A 19,040-nucleotide genomic window follows, 5' to 3' on the forward strand; every position below is an offset into this window, starting at 1 on the left:
CCTTTCGTAGGATCGGGGCATGCCTTCGAACGCCTCCGCGAACGCCTCCGCCGCGGCCGACAAGAACGCGGCGCCGCCGCTCCCGGAACCCCTGCGGGTACCGGTCGCCGACTCCCACACCCACCTCGACATGCAGTCCGGCACGGTCGAGGAGGGCCTCGCGAAGGCCGCCTCGGTGGGCGTGACGACCGTCGTCCAGGTCGGCTGCGACCTCAAGGGCTCCCGGTGGGCGGCCGAGACGGCGGCCGCGCACGCGAACGTCCACGCGACGGTCGCCCTGCACCCGAACGAGGCCCCGCGCATCGTCCACGGCGACCCCGACGGCTGGTCCCGGCAGGGTGCCCGCACGGCGGGCGGGGCCGCGGCCCTGGACGGGGCGCTCGCCGAGATCGACCGGCTGGCCGGGCTGCCCCAGGTGAAGGGCGTCGGCGAGACCGGCCTCGACTACTTCCGCACCGGGCCCGAGGGCAAGGCCGCCCAGGAGCGTTCCTTCCGCGCCCACGTCGAGATCGCCAAGCGGCACGGCAAGACCCTCGTCATCCACGACCGCGACGCCCACGCCGACGTGCTGCGCGTCCTCAAGGAGGAGGGCGCCCCCGAGCGGACGGTGTTCCACTGCTACTCCGGGGACGCCGAGATGGCCGAGGTGTGCGCCCGCGAGGGCTACTTCATGTCCTTCGCCGGCAACGTCACCTTCAAGAACGCCCAGAACCTCCGGGACGCGCTCGCCGTCGCCCCGCTGGAGCTGGTCCTCGTGGAGACCGACGCGCCCTTCCTGACCCCGGCGCCGTACCGCGGACGGCCCAACGCCCCGTATCTCATTCCGGTCACGGTCCGCGCGATGGCCGCCGTGCGGGGCATCGACGAGGACGTGCTGGCGACGGCCCTGGGCGCGAACACGGCCCGCGCCTTCGACTACTGAGGGTATATAGATCGTAACTGACGGATAACGCTCGCTAGGGCCCGGCTTGGGCCCGATCGCGACCGTGCGTAGTCGTGCCGCTTTGGAGAGTGACCAGTGCTCCGCTAGGTTCTGGGGGCCCGATCCGGACCCCTCTGGCCCTCTGGAGCGTGTCGGCGTGAGCACATCGCAGTACGAGACGTTTGAGGCGTACGACCCCTACGGCGCGCCGGGGGCGCACGGTGGAGGTGGCGCGCCCGGGGAGCAAGGCGTGTACGACGCGCCTGTGGTGCCCGGCGTGCACGACGCCGTGACGCAGGGATACGGCGTGGCGGCCTACGGGGGTGACACGTACCGGCCGGCGTACGAGGTCTCGGCCGAAGCGGAGGCGCGGGTCGCGCCGGTGGGGCACGCGCCGGCGCAGGCGTATGCGGGGGAGCCGGATGAGCCGGTGCTTCCGCGGCAGAGCGTGCGCATGCCGGAGAACGGGGCGCGCGAATCCGGAGTGGGCGCCGTGGCGGGGCGGCGTGCCGCGCGCCGGCGGAAGGCGCGGTACACCCAGCGCCCGGATTCCGCCGTGCGCCGTCTGCTGCCGCAGGCGCTGGTCGTCGCCTTCCTCGCCGGCGGCACCACCGCGTTCCTCGCCAAGGACAAGGCCGTCGAGCTGACCGTCGACGGCAGGCCGCGCATCCTGCACACGTTCGCGGACGACGTGACCGAACTGCTCGCCGACGAAGGCGTGCGGGTGGGCGAGCACGACGTGGTGGCGCCCGCCCCCGGCGCGGAGCTGGCCAGCGGCGACGAGGTCGCGGTGCGCTACGGCCGCCCCGTACGGCTCACCCTGGACGGCCAGCGGCGCGAGGTGTGGACGACGGCGCGCACGGTCGACGGGGCGCTCACTCAGCTGGGGGTGCGTGCCGAGGGCGCGTACCTGTCGGCCTCGCGCTCCCAGAGCATCGGACGCGCCGGGCTCGCGCTCGACGTGCGCACCGAGCGTACGGTCACGATCCTGGCCGACGGCCGGACCCGCACCATCCGCACCAACGCCGCGACCGTCCGCGAGGCCGTCGAGGAGGCCGGGGTCACCCTGCACGGCCAGGACACCACCTCCGTGCCGCAGGCCGGCTTCCCGCGCGACGGGCAGACGGTGACCGTGCTGCGCGTCACGGACGGCAAGGAGGTGCGCGAGGAGGCCATCCCGTTCGAGGTGCGGCGGACGGCCGACCCCACGGTGTTCAAGGGCACCGAGGTGGTCGAGCGGACCGGGCGGCCCGGACTGCGCCGGGTCACGTACTACCTGCGGACCGTCAACGGGGTCCGGCAGAAGCCGCGCCGCGAGCGGTCCGAGGTGGTCCGCGAGCCGCGCGCGCAGCTCGTCAAGGTGGGCACCAAGCCGCACCCGGACTCCGTGAAGGGCGCCGACGGCCTCAACTGGCACGGTCTCGCCGCCTGCGAGTCCGGCGGCCGCGCGGCCGCGGTGGATCCCTCCGGGACGTACGGCGGGCTGTACCAGTTCGACACTCGCACCTGGCACATCCTCGGCGGCAGCGGGCGTCCGCAGGACGCGCCGGCCGAGGAGCAGACGTTCCGTGCGAAGAAGCTCTACACGAAACGCGGCTCCACCCCCTGGCCGCACTGCGGGGCACGGCTGCACGGGTGACCGGCGGGAGGTGTCGCGGCGGCCCGTACCCTAGTCCCGTGAGCAGCCCCACCCCCGACACCCTCCTCGGCCCGGCCGACATCCGTGAACTCGCGGCAGCGCTCGGTGTACGCCCCACCAAGCAGCGCGGCCAGAACTTCGTGATCGACGCCAACACGGTCCGCCGTATCGTCCGCACCGCCGAGGTCCGCCCGGACGACGTCGTCGTCGAGGTCGGCCCGGGACTCGGGTCCCTCACCCTCGCACTCCTCGAGGTCGCCGACCGAGTGACCGCGGTGGAGATCGACGACGTCCTGGCGGGCGCGCTGCCCGCGACGGTCGCGGCGCGCATGCCGGCGCGCGCGGACCGGTTCGCGCTGGTCCACTCCGACGCGATGCACGTCACCGAACTGCCCGGGCCCCCGCCCACCGCGCTCGTCGCGAATCTCCCCTACAACGTCGCCGTCCCCGTCCTCCTCCACATGCTCGACACCTTCCCGAGCATCGAGCGGACGCTGGTGATGGTGCAGGCCGAGGTCGCCGACCGGCTCGCCGCCCCGCCCGGTTCGAAGGTGTACGGCGTGCCGTCCGTCAAGGCCAACTGGTACGCCGACGTGAAGCGCGCCGGATCCATCGGCCGCACCGTCTTCTGGCCCGCCCCGAACGTCGACAGCGGGCTTGTCTCCCTCGTCCGGCGCGCGGAGCCGCTGAAGACGACGGCGTCGAAGCGCGAGGTCTTCGCGGTCGTCGACGCGGCGTTCGCCCAGCGGCGCAAGACCCTGCGGGCGGCGCTCGCCGGCTGGGCCGGGTCGGCGGCGGCCGCGGAGACGGCCCTCGTCGCCGCCGGGGTCTCGCCGCAGGCGCGCGGGGAGTCGCTGACGGTGGAGGAGTTCGCGCGGATCGCCGAGGCCGCGTCCCCGACAGAGGAGTCCGGTAAGTGAGCGTCACGGTACGCGTACCAGCCAAGGTCAACGTCCAGCTCGCGGTGGGCGCCGCCCGCCCAGACGGCTTCCACGACCTCGCCAACGTCTTCCTCGCCGTCGGCCTCCACGACGAGGTCACGGTCACGCCCGCAGACGAGCTGACCATCACCTGCGAAGGCACGGACGCCGACCAGGTACCGCTTGACCGCACCAACCTCGCCGCGCGCGCCGCGCTCGCGCTCGCCGAGCGCCGGGGCATCGACCCGGCCGTGCACATCCACATCGCCAAGGACATCCCGGTCGCCGGCGGCATGGCCGGGGGGAGCGCGGACGGGGCGGGCGCGCTGCTCGCGTGCAACGAGCTCTGGCGCGCGGGCGCCTCGCGCGCCGAACTCCTCGCCATCTGCGCCGAGCTGGGCAGCGACGTGCCCTTCAGCCTGGTCGGCGGCGCCGCCCTCGGCACCGGGCGCGGCGAACGGCTCACCGCCCTGGAGGTCGGCGGCACCTTCCACTGGGTGTTCGCGATGGCCGGGCGCGGGCTGTCCACCCCGGCCGTGTTCCGCGAGTTCGACCGGCTCGCCGAGGACCTCGACATCCCCGAGCCCGTCGCCTCCCGCGATCTCCTGGACGCGCTCGCCAAGGGCGACCCGGACGCGCTCGCCGCCGCCGTCTCCAACGACCTCCAGCCCGCCGCGCTCTCGCTCTTCCCGGAGCTCGCGGAGACGCTCGACGCGGGGCGCACGGCCGGTGCCCTCACGGCGCTGGTCTCTGGCTCCGGGCCCACGACGGCGTTCCTGGTCCGCGACACCGCGTCCGCGGAGAAGGTGTCCGAAGCACTCCTCGCCTCCGGTACCTGCCGCACGGTGCGCACGGCGACGGCGCCCGCGCCGGGCGCGCGGGTCGTCACCACGGCGCACGACATCGGCGCGCCCGCCGGGGCGTGACATCAGCGCGCACGCCGGTCCGTGACGTACGTCGGCAACGCCTCCCTGACCCTGCTGATCAAGGTGGTGGCCCGCTTCAGGGGCCTGGACCCGCAGGTGAATGCAGCTCGCGGCGGGACGGCCTCCCTGCGCGCATTACGCTGGGAGGCTGACCGTCCCCCTGCGCAGGAGTGAAATGGCCGTCAACCTGGTCAATGTCGAGAACGTCAGCAAGGTCTACGGCACCCGTGCCCTGCTGGACGGCGTCTCGCTCGGCGTGTCGGAGGGCGACCGCATCGGCGTGGTGGGCCGCAATGGCGACGGCAAGACCACCCTCATCCGGATGCTCGCCAAGCTGGAGGAGGCCGACACCGGCCGTGTCACCCACTCCGGCGGACTGCGCACCGGCGTCCTCACCCAGCACGACTCCCTCGACCCGGCCGCCACCGTCCGGCACGAGGTCATCGGAGACATGGCCGACCACGAGTGGGCCGGAAACGCCAAGGTCCGGGACGTCCTCACCGGCCTCTTCGGCGGCCTGGACCTGCCCGGGTTCCCCAAGGGCCTGGACACCGTCATCGGGCCGCTGTCCGGCGGTGAGCGGCGCCGTATCGCGCTGGCCAAGCTGCTCATCGAGGAGCAGGACCTGCTCGTCCTCGACGAGCCCACCAACCACCTCGACGTCGAGGGCATCGCCTGGCTCGCCCGGCATCTGCGGGAGCGCCGCTCGGCGCTGGTCTGCGTCACCCACGACCGCTGGTTCCTCGACCAGGTCTGCACCCGCATGTGGGACGTGCAGCGGGGCGCCGTCTACGAGTACGAGGGCGGCTACTCCGACTACGTCTTCGCCCGCGCGGAACGCGAGCGGATCGCGGCCACCGAGGAGACCAAGCGGCAGAACCTGGTCCGCAAGGAGCTCGCCTGGCTGCGCCGGGGCGCCCCCGCCCGTACCTCCAAGCCCCGCTTCCGGGTCGAGGCCGCCAACGAGCTGATCGCCGACGTGCCGCCGCCGCGCGACACCTCCGAGCTGATGAAGTTCGCCTCCTCGCGGCTCGGCAAGACCGTGTTCGACCTGGAGGACGTGACCGTCCAGGCCGGGCCCAAGGTGCTGCTCAAGCACGTCACCTGGCAGCTCGGCCCCGGCGACCGCATCGGCCTGGTCGGCGTCAACGGCGCCGGCAAGACCTCGCTGCTGCGCGCCATGGCCGAGGCCGCGCGCACTGAGGGCGAGGAGCAGCCGGCGGCCGGCCGGATCGCCGTCGGCCGGACCGTCAAGCTCGCCTACCTCTCCCAGGAGGTCGCCGAACTGAACCCGAACACGCGGGTCCTGGAAGCGGTCCAGCAGGTGCGCGAGCGCGTCGACCTCGGCAAGGGGCGCGAGATGACCGCCGGGCAGCTCTGCGAGACGTTCGGCTTCAACAAGGAGAAGCAGTGGACGCCGGTCGGCGACCTCTCCGGCGGTGAGCGCCGCCGCCTCCAGCTTCTCCGGCTCCTCATGGACGAGCCGAACGTCCTCTTCCTCGACGAGCCCACCAACGACCTCGACATCGAGACCCTCACCCAGCTGGAGGACGTCCTCGACGGCTGGCCCGGCTCGATGATCGTCATCTCCCACGACCGGTTCTTCGTGGAGCGCACCACGGACCGCGTCTTCGCCCTCCTCGGCGACGCCACCCTGCGGATGCTGCCGCGCGGCATCGACGAGTACCTGGAGCGGCGCCGGCGCATGGAGGAGGTGGCCGCCGCCACCGCCGTCGCCCCCAAGGCCCCCACGGCCGAGCGGAGCGCCGCCGACCAGCGCGCGGCCAAGAAGGAGCTCCAGAAGATCGAACGTCAGCTGGACCGCGTCTCCGAGAAGGAGACCAAGCTGCACGACCAGATCGCCGCGAACGCCACGGACTTCGCCAAGGTCGCCGAACTCGACACTCAGCTGCGCGACCTGGCCGGGGAGCGCGAGGAACTGGAGATGCGCTGGCTGGAGCTGGCGGAGGACGCGTAGCACGGCGTGCGCGCGGTGCTGGGCGGCGCGCAACTCGGCGTGCACGCCGTGCTGAAGGGCGTGTAGTCCGGCGTGTGCGCCGTCCCGGTGAGCGCGCGACCCGTATCGGCGCGCCCGCCCTCACACCCACCGGCGCGAATCGGCCGCGCACGCGCGCCACCGCACGGCGCGCACAACCCCCTTGCGCGCGCCCCGTGAAGGGACCGTGAAGGCGCGTAACGGGGACATCACGGAGCGGTTCTCCCTTGGGAACAGGGATTGATGAGGGTCCGTGGCCTGTCGGTCCCGAGTGATAGAAAGGTCCGTCTGAGAGCAGTCTGAGAACGGCCTGAGACCCGTCGGGAGCCTCGGGGCGTGGCTAAAAATCAGTAACGGGGGAAGGGCGCTGATGACTCAGCCACCCAGTCAGCCGCCGCAGCAGGGCGGATTCGGAGCACCGCAGGACCAGCCGCCACCGGGTGGTGGTTTCGGCGCCCCGCAACAGCCGCCCGCACAGGGCGGTTTCGGTGCGCCCCCGGGCACGCCCCCGCCGCCTGCCCAGCCACCCCAGCCGGGTTACGGCTATCCGCAGCAGCCGGGACCGTACGCGCAGCCCGGCCCTTACGGCCAGGCCGCCCAGTCACCCGGCCCCTACGGCCAGGCTCAGCAGGCGGGGCCGTACGGGCAGCCGCCCCAGCCACCCCAGCCGGGTTACGGCTATCCGCCGCAGTACCCGGGCGGACCCGGCGTCGCTCCGCCGCCCGGTGGCGGGGGCCGCGGGCCGTTCAAGGGGAAGCCCGGGCTGATCGTCGCGGCGGCCGTGGCGGGGCTGCTGGTCGTCGGCGGCACCGTGTACGCCGTGACCAGTGGTGGGGACGACGGCAAGAAGCCGGTCGCCCAGCAGTCCGACGACCCCAAGGCGTCCGGCACCGACACCCCGGCCAACCCCGGGGACGGCAGCGGCGACGGCGGTGCGGACCCGGAGAACCTCAACGAGGGCCGCAAGTCCGGCGAGGCCAAGGTGCTCTGGTACAAGTCGGCTCCCGACGCCCCGGCGTCCGGCGCCGACGCACCCGGCATGTGGATCACCGGGAAGACCGCGGTGAAGGCGGCGTACAAGCAGGTCTTCGCCTACGGCGTGGGCAGTGGTGACCCGGCCTGGGCCCCGATCACGTTCCCGCAGAAGATCTGCGCGGTGACCCCGGACCAGTCGGCCGACGGCAAGGTCGTCGTGGCGTACATGAACGGCACCAGCGACCGGGCCAAGTGCAACCGGTTGCAGGAGATCGATCTCGACACGGGCCACAAGGGGTGGACCGCGACCGTCGCCGACGGCGGCCTGTTCGACACCGCGATCAGCATCGAGCTGACGATCAGCGGAAAGACAGTGATGGTGGGCCGTTCCCAGTCGGGCACGGCGTACGACCTAGACAGCGGCGAGAAGCAGTACGACAAGAAGAAGTACGGCGCGTCCTGCTTCCCGACGGCGTTCGCGGGCGGTGTGAACCGGCTGATCGAGGTGGCCTCCTGCGGGGTCGGCGGAGGCAACGAGCACGACGAGATCTCGGAGCTGGAGCCGGCAACCGGCGCGGTCAGATGGACCCAGCCGGTCAAGAAGGGCTGGTCGGTCCAGCGGACGTACTCCGTCGACCCGCTCGTGGTCTACATGACCAACGAGGAGAAGAAGGCCTGGAACATCTCGACCCTGGACGCCAAGGGCACGTTCCGGTCCGAGGTGAAGGTCGACGAGAAGTTCGCCCCCGAGTGCGGCTGGGCGATCCTCGCCCGTGACCTCCAGGGCTGCCAGGGCGTCGCCGTCGACGCGAACACCCTCTACCTGCCGACGGACACGAACAGCGGCGGCAACGAGATCGTCGCGATCAGCCTCGTCGACGGCAAGGCGAAGTGGCGTACGAAGTCCCCGACGGACGAGTCGATGTACCCGGTCAAGGTCGAGGGCGGCAAACTCGTCGCGTATGTACGGCCGTCGTACGACTCGGGCGGCCAGGTCGTGTCGATCCCGACCGCCGGCTCCGCCCACACCACCACCAAGCTGCTGCAGAACCCGCAGCACACCGCCGACATCGAGGACGGCTTCTACGACGGCGCGGTCGACTGGGCCGACGGGCGCTTCTACCTCTCCTCCACGCGGCTGTCCGGCAGTGACGACGCGAAGGAGAAGCTGATGATGGCCTTCGGCAACTGAGCGGCCGCCCGCCCCGCCCCGTCCAGCAGCCCGTGCAGGCGGCCGGCCCCCTCACACGCCGGCCACCGGCCGTCCGCCGCGCCGGCCACCAGCGCCGGCCCACGCGCCGTCCCCAGCCGTCTCCCGCGCCATCCCCGGCCGTTTCCAGCCGTCTCCCGCGCCGTCCCCAGAGGTACCCCGCCATGACCCAGCCGCCTCCGCCACCGCCCGACCAGCCCCCGCAGCAGCCCGGTTTCGGCGCCCCCGCGGGCCCACCGCAGCCGCCCGTACCCCCGGCTCCCCAGCCGGGCTACGGCTACCCGCAGCAGCCCCCGGTCCCCCAGCCCGGCTATGGCTACCCCGCCCAGCCTCCAGCCCCCCAGCCCGGCTACGGCTACCCCGCCCAGCCCCCGAACCCGTACACCCAGCAGCCCCCCGCCCCCGCCAACCCCTACGCCCGGCAATCCGGTTACGGCTACCCGGGCCGGCCCGGCAGCCCCACCTCCGCCTCGGCCCCCGCCCCCACCTCCGGCAGGAACAACGCCACGCTGTTCATCGTCGTCGCCGCGGTCGTCGTGATCGCGCTGATCGTCGGCGGTGGCATCTGGTACTCCAAGTCCTCCGGCGCCGACGGCAGGAAGGACGACACCGCCGGTTCCAGCGCGGGCGGCACCGGCGGTCAGGGAGGAGGCAAGGGCAGCGAGAAGGTGCCCGCGGACCCGGCCTCCAGGGTCCTCTTCCAGGTCCCGCTGCCCACGGCGGACGACACCACGGTCACCGCCGGTTCCTGGCTCACCGACAAGGTGTACGCGAAGACCGGTGTCGCCCGGATCGTCGGCTACGACCCCGACTCGGGCGCCGAGCTGTGGACGGTCCCGCTGCCCGGTCCGGTCTGCTACGCCACCGGGCACACCAGTACGGACGGCAGGACGGCCGTCGTCTTCCAGCCGAAAACGCCGTCCAAGGGTTCCACGGCCGGCTGCACCCAGGTCGCCGCGATCGACCTGAACGCCGGCAAACGGCTATGGACGCGGACGATCAAGTCCGGCGACGTACCGATCAGCTTCAGTAACGTGACGGTCGCCCAGCAGACGGTCGCGGTCGGCGGCACCAGCGGCGGCGCCGCCTTCGACCTCGCCTCCGGCACGGTCCGCTGGCAGCCTAAGCCGGCCGACACCTGCTACGACGCCGGTTACGGCGGCGGCGCCAAACTGGTCGCGGTCCGCAGGTGCGGCAGCGGCGACACCGCCCAGCTGCACATCCAGACCATCGACCCGGTCTCCGGCAAGGTGATCTCCGAGTACGAGATGACCTCGGGCATCGCCTACGCCAGCGTCGTGTCGACCGACCCCCTGGTCGTGGCCGCCGACGTCAACGACAGTGCGGGCGACGGCAGCGGCTTCTCGGACGTCTTCTCCATCGACAACAGGACCGGGCGGCTGCGCACCCGGATCTCCACGCCGGGCAGCTCGTACGCGGCCCGCTGCGACGGCATCTACCAGCTGGAGAAGTGCCAGGGAGTGGTGGTCGGAAACGACCGGCTGTACCTGCCGACCGAGGCGCACGGCGGCGGCGCGGACCTCGCCAAGACCAACGAGATCGTCGCCTTCGACCTGGCCACCGGCAAGCAGACCGGCCAGCGCGCAGACGCCGGCGACAACTGCACGATCACACCGCTGCGCATGGACGGTCCGAATGTGATCGCGTACAAGGACCCGCCGTACGGCAAGGGCGGTCAGATCGTCAGTATCGACGGCGGTTCGTTCAGCGAGACCAAGCTGCTGGAGAACCCGGCGACCGCGGCGGTCAGGGCCGTGGAGACCGCCCTGTCCCCGGCGTACGGGGAGGTCCTCTACTCCCAGGGGCACCTGTACCTGTCCGCGGTGTACGCCCACGCCGCCGGATCGTCGGTGTCGGCCAAGGAGTACCTGGTCACCGCGTTCGGTGCGGGCGGCTGACGGCTCGTCAAGCGGGAGCCCCGTGTCACCCGGCCCGCGATTCCGGTCCCGTCCCTGGTCAGGGGCTGGACCGGGCGGGTACCGCATCACACCCGCTCTTCACCTGCGAATACCAGAAAAGCCAGAGAATCCTCCGATCCGGGGCACTTCTCATCAGTAGGGGCAGCGCAACGTCGAACAAGCGTGTAGCTTCCGGGGGCATGAAGGACGAGGTGCCGGGGGGCCCTCTGTCCACGCGGACCAGTGGGCATCCATAGTGGGGCATCCATTGGGGGGACTGGGGGGTTGCTCTATGGGAGTGCGGCTCATGGTGGTCGACGACCACCGGTTGCTCGCCGAGGCGCTGGCCTCTGCGCTGAAACTGCGCGGCCACCGGGTGCTCGCGGCGGCGGCGCCGGCGGCGGGTGCGGCGGAGCTGGTGATCACGCGCGCGCCCGAGGTGTGCCTGATGGGCACGGCGACACCGGCCGAGCCGGGGATCTTCGACCCGGTGGTGAAGATCAAGCGGGAGCGGCCGCAGGTCGCCGTCCTCGTGCTGGGCCCGGTGCCGTCCCCGCGGGGCATCGCGGCGGCCTTCGCGGCGGGCGCCTCCGGGTACGTCCGGCACGACGAGCGGATAGAGGGCGTCGAGCGGGCGATCATGAAGGCGCGGGCCGGGGAGGCCGCCGTCGCCCCGGCGCTGCTCCAGGGCGCGTTCGGCGAACTGCTCAACCCCGCCGCCCAGCCCGACGACGAGGGCCAGCGCCTCCTCCAGATGCTCACCCCCAGGGAGGTCGAGGTCCTGGTCCGGGTGGCCGACGGCGAGGACACCCGCCTGATCGCCGCAGGCATGGGCATCGCCCCGAGCACGGCACGTACGCATGTGCAGCGGGTGCTGATGAAGCTGGGGGTGGGGTCGAGGCTGGAGGCGGCGGCCCTGGCGGCGCGGACCGGGCTGCTGGACAGGGCCGGCCCGCTCAACAGTTCGGCAGGGCCGGACATGTAGCCGACGGGACCGCGATCAGTCGTCGACGTCCTCCACCGGCGGCACCGGAGGCGGAGTGGGCCGAAGCCACAGCCACACCAGGAAGAACACCCCCAGCAACAGCATCCCGATCCCGGTCCACAGGTTGATGTTGATCCCCTGTGCCTTGTCGATCTCGGCCTGCGAGTCCGTGATCCCGGTGATCGTGACGATGACGCCGTACAGGACGAACAGCCCGCCGATGATCCGGCGCAGGTCGAAGATCCGCGCGGCGGTCGTGGACCTGCCCTCCAGCTCGGTGACCTCCCGCTGGACGTCCTGCTCGGAGTAGTGGAATCCGGAGTGCCCGGAGTCGTCGGTCATGGTCTCTCCATTCTCCCGGGACCGGGGTCAGAACGAGAACGGGATGTAGCAGAGGGCGGCGAGGACGACCGCACCCCAGCCCAGCAGCGCCGGCCGCCGGTACCAGGCGTCGTCGCCCGCGGCGGGCGCCTCGGTCATGCCGGGGGAGCGGGTGCCGTAGACCAGGCCCGCCAGTTCCGCCTCCGGCTTGGGTGCGGTGAACAGGGACACGATCACCATTACCACCGCGCCGGCGACGAAGCCGGCGATCGCGGAGACGAAGTTGGCGCCCTGGTCCGTGGGGATGCCGATGATGTCCTTCTTGTAGAGGACGAAGTAGTTGACCATCGCGGTCAAGGTGCCCGCGAGCAGTCCCCAGAAGCCGGATTTCGCCGAGGCGCGCTTCCAGAACATGCCGACGATGAAGACGACGAACATCGGCACGTTGAAGAAGGAGAACAGCGTCTGGAGGTAGCTCATGATGTTCGAGAACGACGACGCCAGGAACGCCGTACCGACGGACGCGGCCACGCCGATCGCGGTGATGAGGCGTCCGAAGCGGACGTAGTAGCCGTCCTCGCGGCCCCGCACCACGTACTTCGCCCAGATGTCCGTCGTGAAGACGGTGTTGAAGGACGACACGTTGGCGGCCATGCCGGCCATGAAGGCCGCGAGCAGACCGGTGACCGCGATGCCGAGGACGCCGTTGGGCAGCAGCTGGGACATCAGGTACGGGATCGCGTCGTTGTACTGGAGGCCGGAGCCGGAGGTGCCGATGTCCGGCACCAGCGCGGCGGCGACCAGGCCCGGGATCATCACCAGGAAGACGATGAAGACCTTCGGGTACGCGGCGATCAGCGGGGTGCGCTGGGCGGCGGAGAGGTTCTTCGCCGACAGGGCGCGCTGCACCTCGGCGAAGTTGGTCGTCCAGTAGCCGAAGGAGAGGACGAAGCCGAGGCCGAGGACGATGGTCAGCCAGTTCGCGCCGAGCGGGTTGACGCTGCCGATGCCGGTGCCGCCCCAGGCGGTGGTGAAGTTGTGGCCGTGGGTGGCGTCGAGCTTGCCGACCAGGCCGTCCCAGCCGCCGACCTTCTTCAGGCCGAGCACCGACAGCGGGATGAGGGCGGCCAGGATCACGAAGAACTGCAGCACCTCGTTGTAGATGGCCGAGGAGAGGCCGCCGAGAGTGATGTACGCCAGCACGAACGCGCCGGCCACCACGATCGCCACCCACTGCGGCCAGCCCAGCAGCGCCTCCACGACGATCGCGAGGGCGTACAGGTTGACGCCCGCGATGAGGATGGCGGCGAAGGCGAACAGGATCGAACTCAGCAGGTGTGCGGCTCTGTCGAAGCGCAGCAGCAGCATCTCGGGGACCGAACGGACCTTGCTCCCGTAGTAGAAGGGCATCATCACCAGGCCGAGGAAGACCATGGCCGGAATGGCGCCGATCCAGTACCAGTGCACGGTGTACGCGCCGTACTGCGCGCTGTTGGCGGCCATGCCGAGGATCTCGGTGGCGGCCAGGTTCGCCGAGATGAACGCGAGCCCGGTGATCCACGCGGGCAGCGAGCGTCCGGAGAGGAAGAAGTCGAGGCTGGTCCTCACCGAGCGGCGGGCCGCGAAGCCGATGCCCAGGACGACCACGAAGTAGATCGCGAGGATCGCGTAGTCGAGGCCGTTGGTGGGGAGCCGCAGCTCCGCCGCGAGGTATGTGGGGGATACGGGGGCATTGGTGGGGTTCTGCACCCAGTAATTCAACACTTTCGTTGTCTCACCTTGATTGATTGCGATGTTGACTCACCTGGTGAGTTGTGTTTTGGTGTGTTCGGTTCTGTTTGATGGTTGGCTGACTCGAACAACGCTCGATTTTCGGGAGTCCGCAGTGAAGAAGACCTCGACCCGGCTGGCCGACGGTCGCGAGCTCATCTACTACGACCTGCGGGACGACACCGTGCGGGACGCGGTGGACCGCCGGCCGCTGGAGCGGACGCACACCACCTCCGAGATCCGCCGTGACCCGCTGCTCGGCGACCAGGTCGCCATCGCCTCGCACCGGCAGGGCCGCACCTACCACCCGCCGGCCGACCAGTGCCCGCTGTGCCCGACCAAGGGCGACCGGCTGAGCGAGATCCCGGACTCGTCGTACGACGTGGTGGTCTTCGAGAACCGTTTCCCCTCGCTGGCCGGCGACTCCGGGCGCTGCGAGGTGGTCTGCTTCACCTCGGACCACGACGCGTCCTTCGCGCGCCTCACCGAGGAGCAGGCGCGCCTCGTCCTGGACGCGTGGACCGACCGGACCTCGGAACTGTCCCATCTCCCCTCCGTCCAGCAGGTGTTCTGCTTCGAGAACCGCGGCGAGGAGATCGGCGTGACGCTCGGTCACCCGCACGGCCAGATCTACGCCTACCCCTTCACCACCCCGCGCACCGCCCTGATGCTGCGTTCACTCGCCACCCACAAGGAGGCGACCGGCGGAGAGAACCTCTTCGACGCCGTGCTGGAGCGTGAACTCGCCGGCGAGCGGGTCGTCCTTGAGGGTGAACACTGGGTCGCCTTCGTGCCGTACGCGGCACACTGGCCCTACGAGGTCCACCTGTACCCGAAGCGCCGGGTCCCCGACCTGCTCGGACTGGACGAGGCGGCGCGCTCAGAGTTCCCCCAGGTTTATCTGGAACTCTTGAGGCGCTTCGACCGTATCTTCGGTGAGGGTGAACCTCCCACGCCCTACATCGCCGCCTGGCACCAGGCGCCGTTCGGGACGCTGGAGGAGTTCGAGGGGGTCACGCGCGACGACTTCGCGCTCCACCTGGAGCTTTTCACCATCCGCCGAACGTCCGGCAAGCTGAAGTTTCTCGCGGGTTCCGAATCCGGCATGAACGTGTTCATCAACGACGTGCCGCCGGAGCGCGCGGCCGAGCGACTGCGAGAGGTAGCGAGTTGATGAAGTACCTGGTGACGGGCGGAGCGGGTTACGTCGGCAGCGTGGTGGCCCAGCACCTGCTGGAGGCGGGCCACGAGGTCACCGTCCTCGACAACCTGTCCACGGGCTTCCGGGAGGCCGTCCCGGCGGGCGCGGCCTTCGTCGAGGGCGACATCCGCGACGCCGCGAAGTGGCTCGACGCCTCCTACGACGCGGTGCTGCACTTCGCCGCGTTCTCCAAGGTCGGCGAGTCGGTCGAACACCCCGAGAAGTACTGGGACAACAACGTCGGCGGCACCATGGCGCTGCTCGCCGCGATGCGCGAGGCCGGCGTCCGCAAGCTCGTCTTCTCCTCCACGGCGGCCACCTACGGCGAGCCGGAGCAGGTCCCGATCGTCGAGACCGCCCCGACGAAGCCCACCAGCCCGTACGGTGCCACCAAGCTCGCCGTCGACCACATGATCACCGGCGAGGCCGCCGCCCACGGCCTGGGCGCGGTCTCCCTGCGCTACTTCAACGTGGCCGGCGCCTACGGCACCCAGGGCGAGCGCCACGACCCCGAGTCGCACCTGATCCCGCTGGTCCTCCAGGTCGCCCAGGGCCGCCGCGAGGCCGTCTCGGTCTTCGGTGACGACTACCCGACGTCCGACGGCACCTGCGTCCGCGACTACATCCACGTCGCGGACCTGGCCGACGCCCACCTGCTGGCCCTGACGGCCGCACGGCCCGGCGAGCACCTGATCTGCAACCTCGGCAACGGCGAGGGCTTCTCGGTCCGCGAGGTCATCGAGACCGTCCGCCAGGTCACCGGCCACCCGATCCCCGAGGTCGTGGCCCCGCGCCGGGGCGGCGACCCGGCCGTCCTGGTCGCCTCGGCGGCCACCGCCCGCGAGAAGCTGGGCTGGAACCCGACCCGCGCGGACCTCGCGGGCATCGTCGCGGACGCCTGGGAGTTCGCACAGCACGTCTCAAGGGAGCAGTAGTGGGGGCACAGCAGGTCCGGGACGGTTTCACGGAGCTCTACGGAACCGCGCCCGAAGGGGTCTGGTCGGCACCGGGCCGGGTCAACCTGATCGGTGAGCACACCGACTACAACGACGGCTTCGTGATGCCGTTCGCGCTGCCGCACGTGACGACGGCCGCGGTCTCCCGCCGCACCGACGGCGTGCTGCGCCTGCACTCCTCGGACATCGAGGGCGGGGTCGTCGAGCTCTCCCTCGACGCCCTGGAACCCGGCACCGACCAGGAGTGGACGGCGTACCCGGCGGGCGTGGTCTGGGCGCTGCGCGAGGCCGGCCACCCGGTCACCGGCGCCGACGTGCACCTGTCCTCCACGGTCCCCACGGGCGCCGGCCTGTCCTCCTCCGCGGCCCTGGAGGTGGTGATCGCCCTCGCCCTCAACGACCTGCACCAACTGGGCCTGGCCCGCTGGCAGCTGGCCCGGCTGTGCCAGCGCGCGGAGAACGTCTACGTCGGGGCGCCGACCGGCATCATGGACCAGACGGCGTCCGCCTGCTGCGAGCTGGGCCACGCCCTGTTCCTGGACACCCGCGACCTCTCGCAGAAGCAGATCCCCTTCGACCTCGCGGCCGAGGGCATGCGGCTGCTGGTCGTCGACACCCAGGTCAAGCACGCCCACAGCGGCGGCGAGTACGGCAAGCGCCGGGCCGGCTGCGAGAAGGGCGCGGCCCTGCTGGGCGTGGACGCGCTGCGGGACGTCGCCTACGACGACCTCGACGCGGCCCTCGACCGGCTGGGCGACGAGGAGGAGGTACGGCGCCTGGTCCGGCACGTCGTCACCGAGGACCACCGCGTCGAACGCGTCGTCGCCCTGCTGGAGGCCGGCGACACCCGCGCCATCGGCCCGGTCCTCACCGAGGGCCACGCCTCGCTGCGCGACGACTTCCGGATCTCCTGCCCGGAGCTGGACCTGGTCGTCGACACCGCCCTGGCCACCGGCGCCCTGGGCGCCCGGATGACCGGCGGCGGCTTCGGCGGCTCGGCGATCGTCCTCGCGGAGGCGTCCGACGTCGACACGATCACCAAGGCGGTCGAAGAGGCCTTCGCGGCGGCCGGGTTCAAGGCGCCCCGGACGTTCGAGGCGGTGCCGTCGGCGGGCGCCCGCCGGGAGAGCTGAGGCTCAGCCCAGCCGCTTCGTGAGGGTGTACTCCGTGATCCCCGGCGGATAGTCGGGGACCACGCACACCACCTCGTAACCCTGCTTCCGGTAGAACTCCGGCGCCTGGAAGTCCCAGGTCTCCAGACGGACGGCGGCGCAGGCGCGGTCCTGCCGGGCGACGCGCTCCGCCTCGGACAGCAGCCGGCCGCCCAGACCCGTGCCGCGATGGCGGGCGTCCACCCACAGATAGGTGACGTGCAGCCAGGTCGCCCAGGTGTGCCCCACCAGGCCGCCCGCCAGTTCGCCCGAACCGTCGTCCATCGCCCAGACGTGCAGCGGCACTTGGTGTTCGTCGGGGGTCCCGCGCAGGGCCGCGAGGACCGGGGAGGCCGCGATGTTGGTTTCCCGCAGCCGCGCGTGAAGCAGTTTCCGCCGTTCTTTGTCGACTTCCGTATCAATACGAAACATGCGGCACACCATAAACGCGTCGGCCGGGCAGTTCTGCAAATTGCCTTCCGCTGCCGCCCCCCTTCCGTACCCTGAGGAGCAGCACCGGTGGGGGCCGGTGCTGATCAGGGGGCGAGACAAGTCGGGTACGACACCCGCGGTGGGGGTAGCAGTTCAGGCACGGCGGCGGCCGTGCGGTTCCGTCCTCCCACGGGTGTCGTGTCCGCATGACCCGTCGTTCTGAGCACCTTGGGGTATCCCCTGCTCGTGAAGAGCTTGGGGAAGGGGGTTTTGTGGTTCGCATCCGAGTTCTGGTCGTCGACGACCACCGTATCTTCGCCGAGTCGCTCGCCGCGGCTCTGGCCGCCGAGCCCGACGTCGACGTGTCCGCGGCGGGCAGCGGTCCGGCGGCACTGCGCTGCCTGGAGCGCGCGGTCGCCGAGGGCCGCCGCTACGACGTGCTGCTCGTCGACGCCGATCTGGGCGGCCAACTGCCCGGCGGCCGCCCGGCCGTACCGGTGCAGGAGGGCAACGAGGAGGGTCTGGTCGACGGGATATCCCTGGTCACCGGGGTCCGCTCGGCCCATCCCGCCGTCCGTGTCGTCGTGCTCGCCGAGAAGGACGATCCCAGGCGTGCGGCCCTGGCCCTGCAGGCCGGCGCCTGCGGCTGGGTCGCCAAGGACTGCTCGCTGTCCCGGCTGCTGAACGTCATCCGGGGAGTGCTGCGCGACGAGACCCATCTGCCGCCCGCCCTGCTGACCGGGGTCCTGCGGGAGTTGACGGCCGCGCGCAAGCACCGCACCGAGAGCGAACGGCTCGTGGAGTCCCTGACGCCGAGGGAGCGGGAAGTGCTCCGGTGCATGGTGGCGGGGCTGGGGCGCAAGGCGGTCGCCGAGCGCCTGTTCCTGTCCCCGCACACCGTCCGCACCCATATGCAGAACGTGCTCGGCAAACTGGGCGTGCACTCCACGCTGGCCGCCGTCGCGCTCGCGCGCCGGGCCGGAGTGGGGCCGGTCGACCTGGGGCCGGCCGGGCGGATCATGCCGGAGGAGAGCAGCAGCGCCTGACCGGCGCCCCGAACGGGCGCTGGGAGGAACTGCGCGACCAGCCACGACGCCGCCGCGGCCGACCGACGGCCTACTGCGGCTCTTCCAGCGGAGCGCCTAGCCGGGGATGTTGTCGAACGGGGCGGTCAACTGGCGTAGCAGACCGGCGAGTTCGGCGCGCTGGGCGCGGGAGAGTTCGGCGAGGATCGCCCGTTCCTGGGCGAGGAGTCCGGCCAGGGCCTGGTCCGCGCGGTCCTGGCCCTCCTCGGTCAGCCGCACCAGCACACCCCGCCGGTCGCTCGGGTCCGGCAGCCGCTCCACCAGGCCCTTCTTGGTCAGCCGGTCGATCCGGTTGGTCATCGTCCCCGAAGTCACCAGGGTCTGGGTCAGCAGCTGCCCGGGGGAGAGCTGATACGGCGTCCCCGCGCGCCGGAGCGCGGTCAGCACGTCGAACTCCCACGGCTCCAGGCTGTGCTCCGCGAAGGCCAGCCGACGCGCCCGGTCCAGGTGCCGGGCCAGTCGGCTCACCCGGCTGAGCACCTCAAGCGGTTCCACGTCGAGGTCCGGGCGCTCCCGGCGCCACGCAGCGACCAGCCGATCGACCTCGTCCTCCATGACGATCAGTGTAGTGGTTGTGTCGACGTGAAGTCTCTTGATATCGAGCTTCTTGACATCGAGATATCCAGGCGGGG

Annotated in this window: 16 protein-coding genes; 12 read left to right on the forward strand and 4 right to left on the reverse strand. The window is 71.5% G+C overall.

The features are described from left to right. Positions 1 to 19 precede the first annotated feature (19 nt). The 8 genes from ACGFZQ_RS27225 (at position 20) to ACGFZQ_RS27260 (ending at position 11,492) form a co-directional block, all read left to right on the forward strand. Positions 20 to 922, forward strand: a complete 903-nt coding sequence (locus tag ACGFZQ_RS27225) for a TatD family hydrolase (RefSeq protein WP_393842514.1) — start codon at positions 20 to 22, stop codon at positions 920 to 922. Between the two features lie 157 nt (positions 923 to 1,079). Further along, complete coding sequence (locus ACGFZQ_RS27230; protein ID WP_393842515.1) at positions 1,080 to 2,561, forward strand: ubiquitin-like domain-containing protein; 1,482 nt, start codon at positions 1,080 to 1,082, stop codon at positions 2,559 to 2,561. A 38-nt stretch (positions 2,562 to 2,599) separates the two neighbouring features. Further along, a complete protein-coding gene (rsmA, locus tag ACGFZQ_RS27235; RefSeq protein WP_351738959.1) occupies positions 2,600 to 3,481 on the forward strand; it encodes a 16S rRNA (adenine(1518)-N(6)/adenine(1519)-N(6))-dimethyltransferase RsmA in 882 nt (293 codons plus the stop codon). Further along, positions 3,478 to 4,407: a 4-(cytidine 5'-diphospho)-2-C-methyl-D-erythritol kinase gene (locus tag ACGFZQ_RS27240; RefSeq protein ID WP_393842516.1), complete on the forward strand. Its 930-nt coding sequence runs from the start codon at positions 3,478 to 3,480 to the stop codon at positions 4,405 to 4,407. The genes rsmA and ACGFZQ_RS27240 overlap by 4 nt, the downstream gene beginning before the upstream one ends. A 175-nt stretch (positions 4,408 to 4,582) precedes the next feature. After that, on the forward strand, positions 4,583 to 6,385 hold the full coding sequence (locus tag ACGFZQ_RS27245) for an ABC-F family ATP-binding cassette domain-containing protein (RefSeq protein WP_382534230.1): 1,803 nt from the start codon (positions 4,583 to 4,585) through the stop codon (positions 6,383 to 6,385). A gap of 388 nt (positions 6,386 to 6,773) precedes the next feature. After that, complete coding sequence (locus ACGFZQ_RS27250; RefSeq protein WP_393842517.1) at positions 6,774 to 8,570, forward strand: PQQ-binding-like beta-propeller repeat protein; 1,797 nt, start codon at positions 6,774 to 6,776, stop codon at positions 8,568 to 8,570. 182 nt (positions 8,571 to 8,752) lie between these two features. Beyond that, positions 8,753 to 10,507, forward strand: a complete 1,755-nt coding sequence (locus ACGFZQ_RS27255) for a PQQ-binding-like beta-propeller repeat protein (RefSeq protein ID WP_393842518.1) — start codon at positions 8,753 to 8,755, stop codon at positions 10,505 to 10,507. A gap of 292 nt (positions 10,508 to 10,799) precedes the next feature. Continuing rightward, positions 10,800 to 11,492, forward strand: a complete 693-nt coding sequence (locus ACGFZQ_RS27260; protein WP_382534224.1) for a LuxR C-terminal-related transcriptional regulator — start codon at positions 10,800 to 10,802, stop codon at positions 11,490 to 11,492. Between the two features lie 15 nt (positions 11,493 to 11,507). Here the strand turns inward: ACGFZQ_RS27260 and ACGFZQ_RS27265 are convergent, their stop codons facing one another. Further along, positions 11,508 to 11,834 (reverse strand): hypothetical protein, encoded by a 327-nt coding sequence (locus tag ACGFZQ_RS27265; RefSeq protein ID WP_351738941.1) that lies wholly within the window; start codon positions 11,832 to 11,834, stop codon positions 11,508 to 11,510. A 27-nt stretch (positions 11,835 to 11,861) separates the two neighbouring features. Beyond that, positions 11,862 to 13,562, reverse strand: a complete 1,701-nt coding sequence (locus tag ACGFZQ_RS27270; RefSeq protein WP_393842519.1) for a sodium:solute symporter family protein — start codon at positions 13,560 to 13,562, stop codon at positions 11,862 to 11,864. Positions 13,563 to 13,698: 136 nt separating this feature from the next. Between ACGFZQ_RS27270 and galT the strand changes: the two genes are divergently transcribed. From galT to galK, 3 genes are read left to right on the forward strand one after another with little or no spacing between them, the layout of a single operon-like run. Next, complete coding sequence (gene galT / locus ACGFZQ_RS27275; RefSeq protein ID WP_393842520.1) at positions 13,699 to 14,757, forward strand: galactose-1-phosphate uridylyltransferase; 1,059 nt, start codon at positions 13,699 to 13,701, stop codon at positions 14,755 to 14,757. Further along, positions 14,757 to 15,719, forward strand: a complete 963-nt coding sequence (gene galE / locus ACGFZQ_RS27280) for a UDP-glucose 4-epimerase GalE (protein WP_351738933.1) — start codon at positions 14,757 to 14,759, stop codon at positions 15,717 to 15,719. The genes galT and galE overlap by 1 nt, the downstream gene beginning before the upstream one ends. Further along, positions 15,719 to 16,873, forward strand: coding sequence for a galactokinase (gene galK, locus ACGFZQ_RS27285; protein ID WP_393842521.1), 1,155 nt, complete (start codon positions 15,719 to 15,721; stop codon positions 16,871 to 16,873). Before galE ends, galK begins: the two co-directional genes overlap by 1 nt. A gap of 3 nt (positions 16,874 to 16,876) precedes the next feature. On the opposite strand, the gene ACGFZQ_RS27290 is transcribed toward galK, so the two are convergent. Continuing rightward, a complete protein-coding gene (locus ACGFZQ_RS27290; protein ID WP_351738929.1) occupies positions 16,877 to 17,323 on the reverse strand; it encodes an N-acetyltransferase in 447 nt (148 codons plus the stop codon). Between the two features lie 272 nt (positions 17,324 to 17,595). Between ACGFZQ_RS27290 and ACGFZQ_RS27295 the strand changes: the two genes are divergently transcribed. Then, on the forward strand, positions 17,596 to 18,369 hold the full coding sequence (locus tag ACGFZQ_RS27295; RefSeq protein ID WP_351738926.1) for a response regulator transcription factor: 774 nt from the start codon (positions 17,596 to 17,598) through the stop codon (positions 18,367 to 18,369). A 96-nt stretch (positions 18,370 to 18,465) separates the two neighbouring features. On the opposite strand, the gene tamR is transcribed toward ACGFZQ_RS27295, so the two are convergent. After that, on the reverse strand, positions 18,466 to 18,963 hold the full coding sequence (gene tamR, locus ACGFZQ_RS27300; RefSeq protein WP_351738923.1) for a MarR family transcriptional regulator TamR: 498 nt from the start codon (positions 18,961 to 18,963) through the stop codon (positions 18,466 to 18,468). Positions 18,964 to 19,040: the final 77 nt, after the last annotated feature.

Origin of the sequence: Streptomyces sp. NPDC048254 (assembly GCF_043201895.1) — a bacterium.
In the GTDB taxonomy this organism is placed as follows: domain Bacteria; phylum Actinomycetota; class Actinomycetes; order Streptomycetales; family Streptomycetaceae; genus Streptomyces.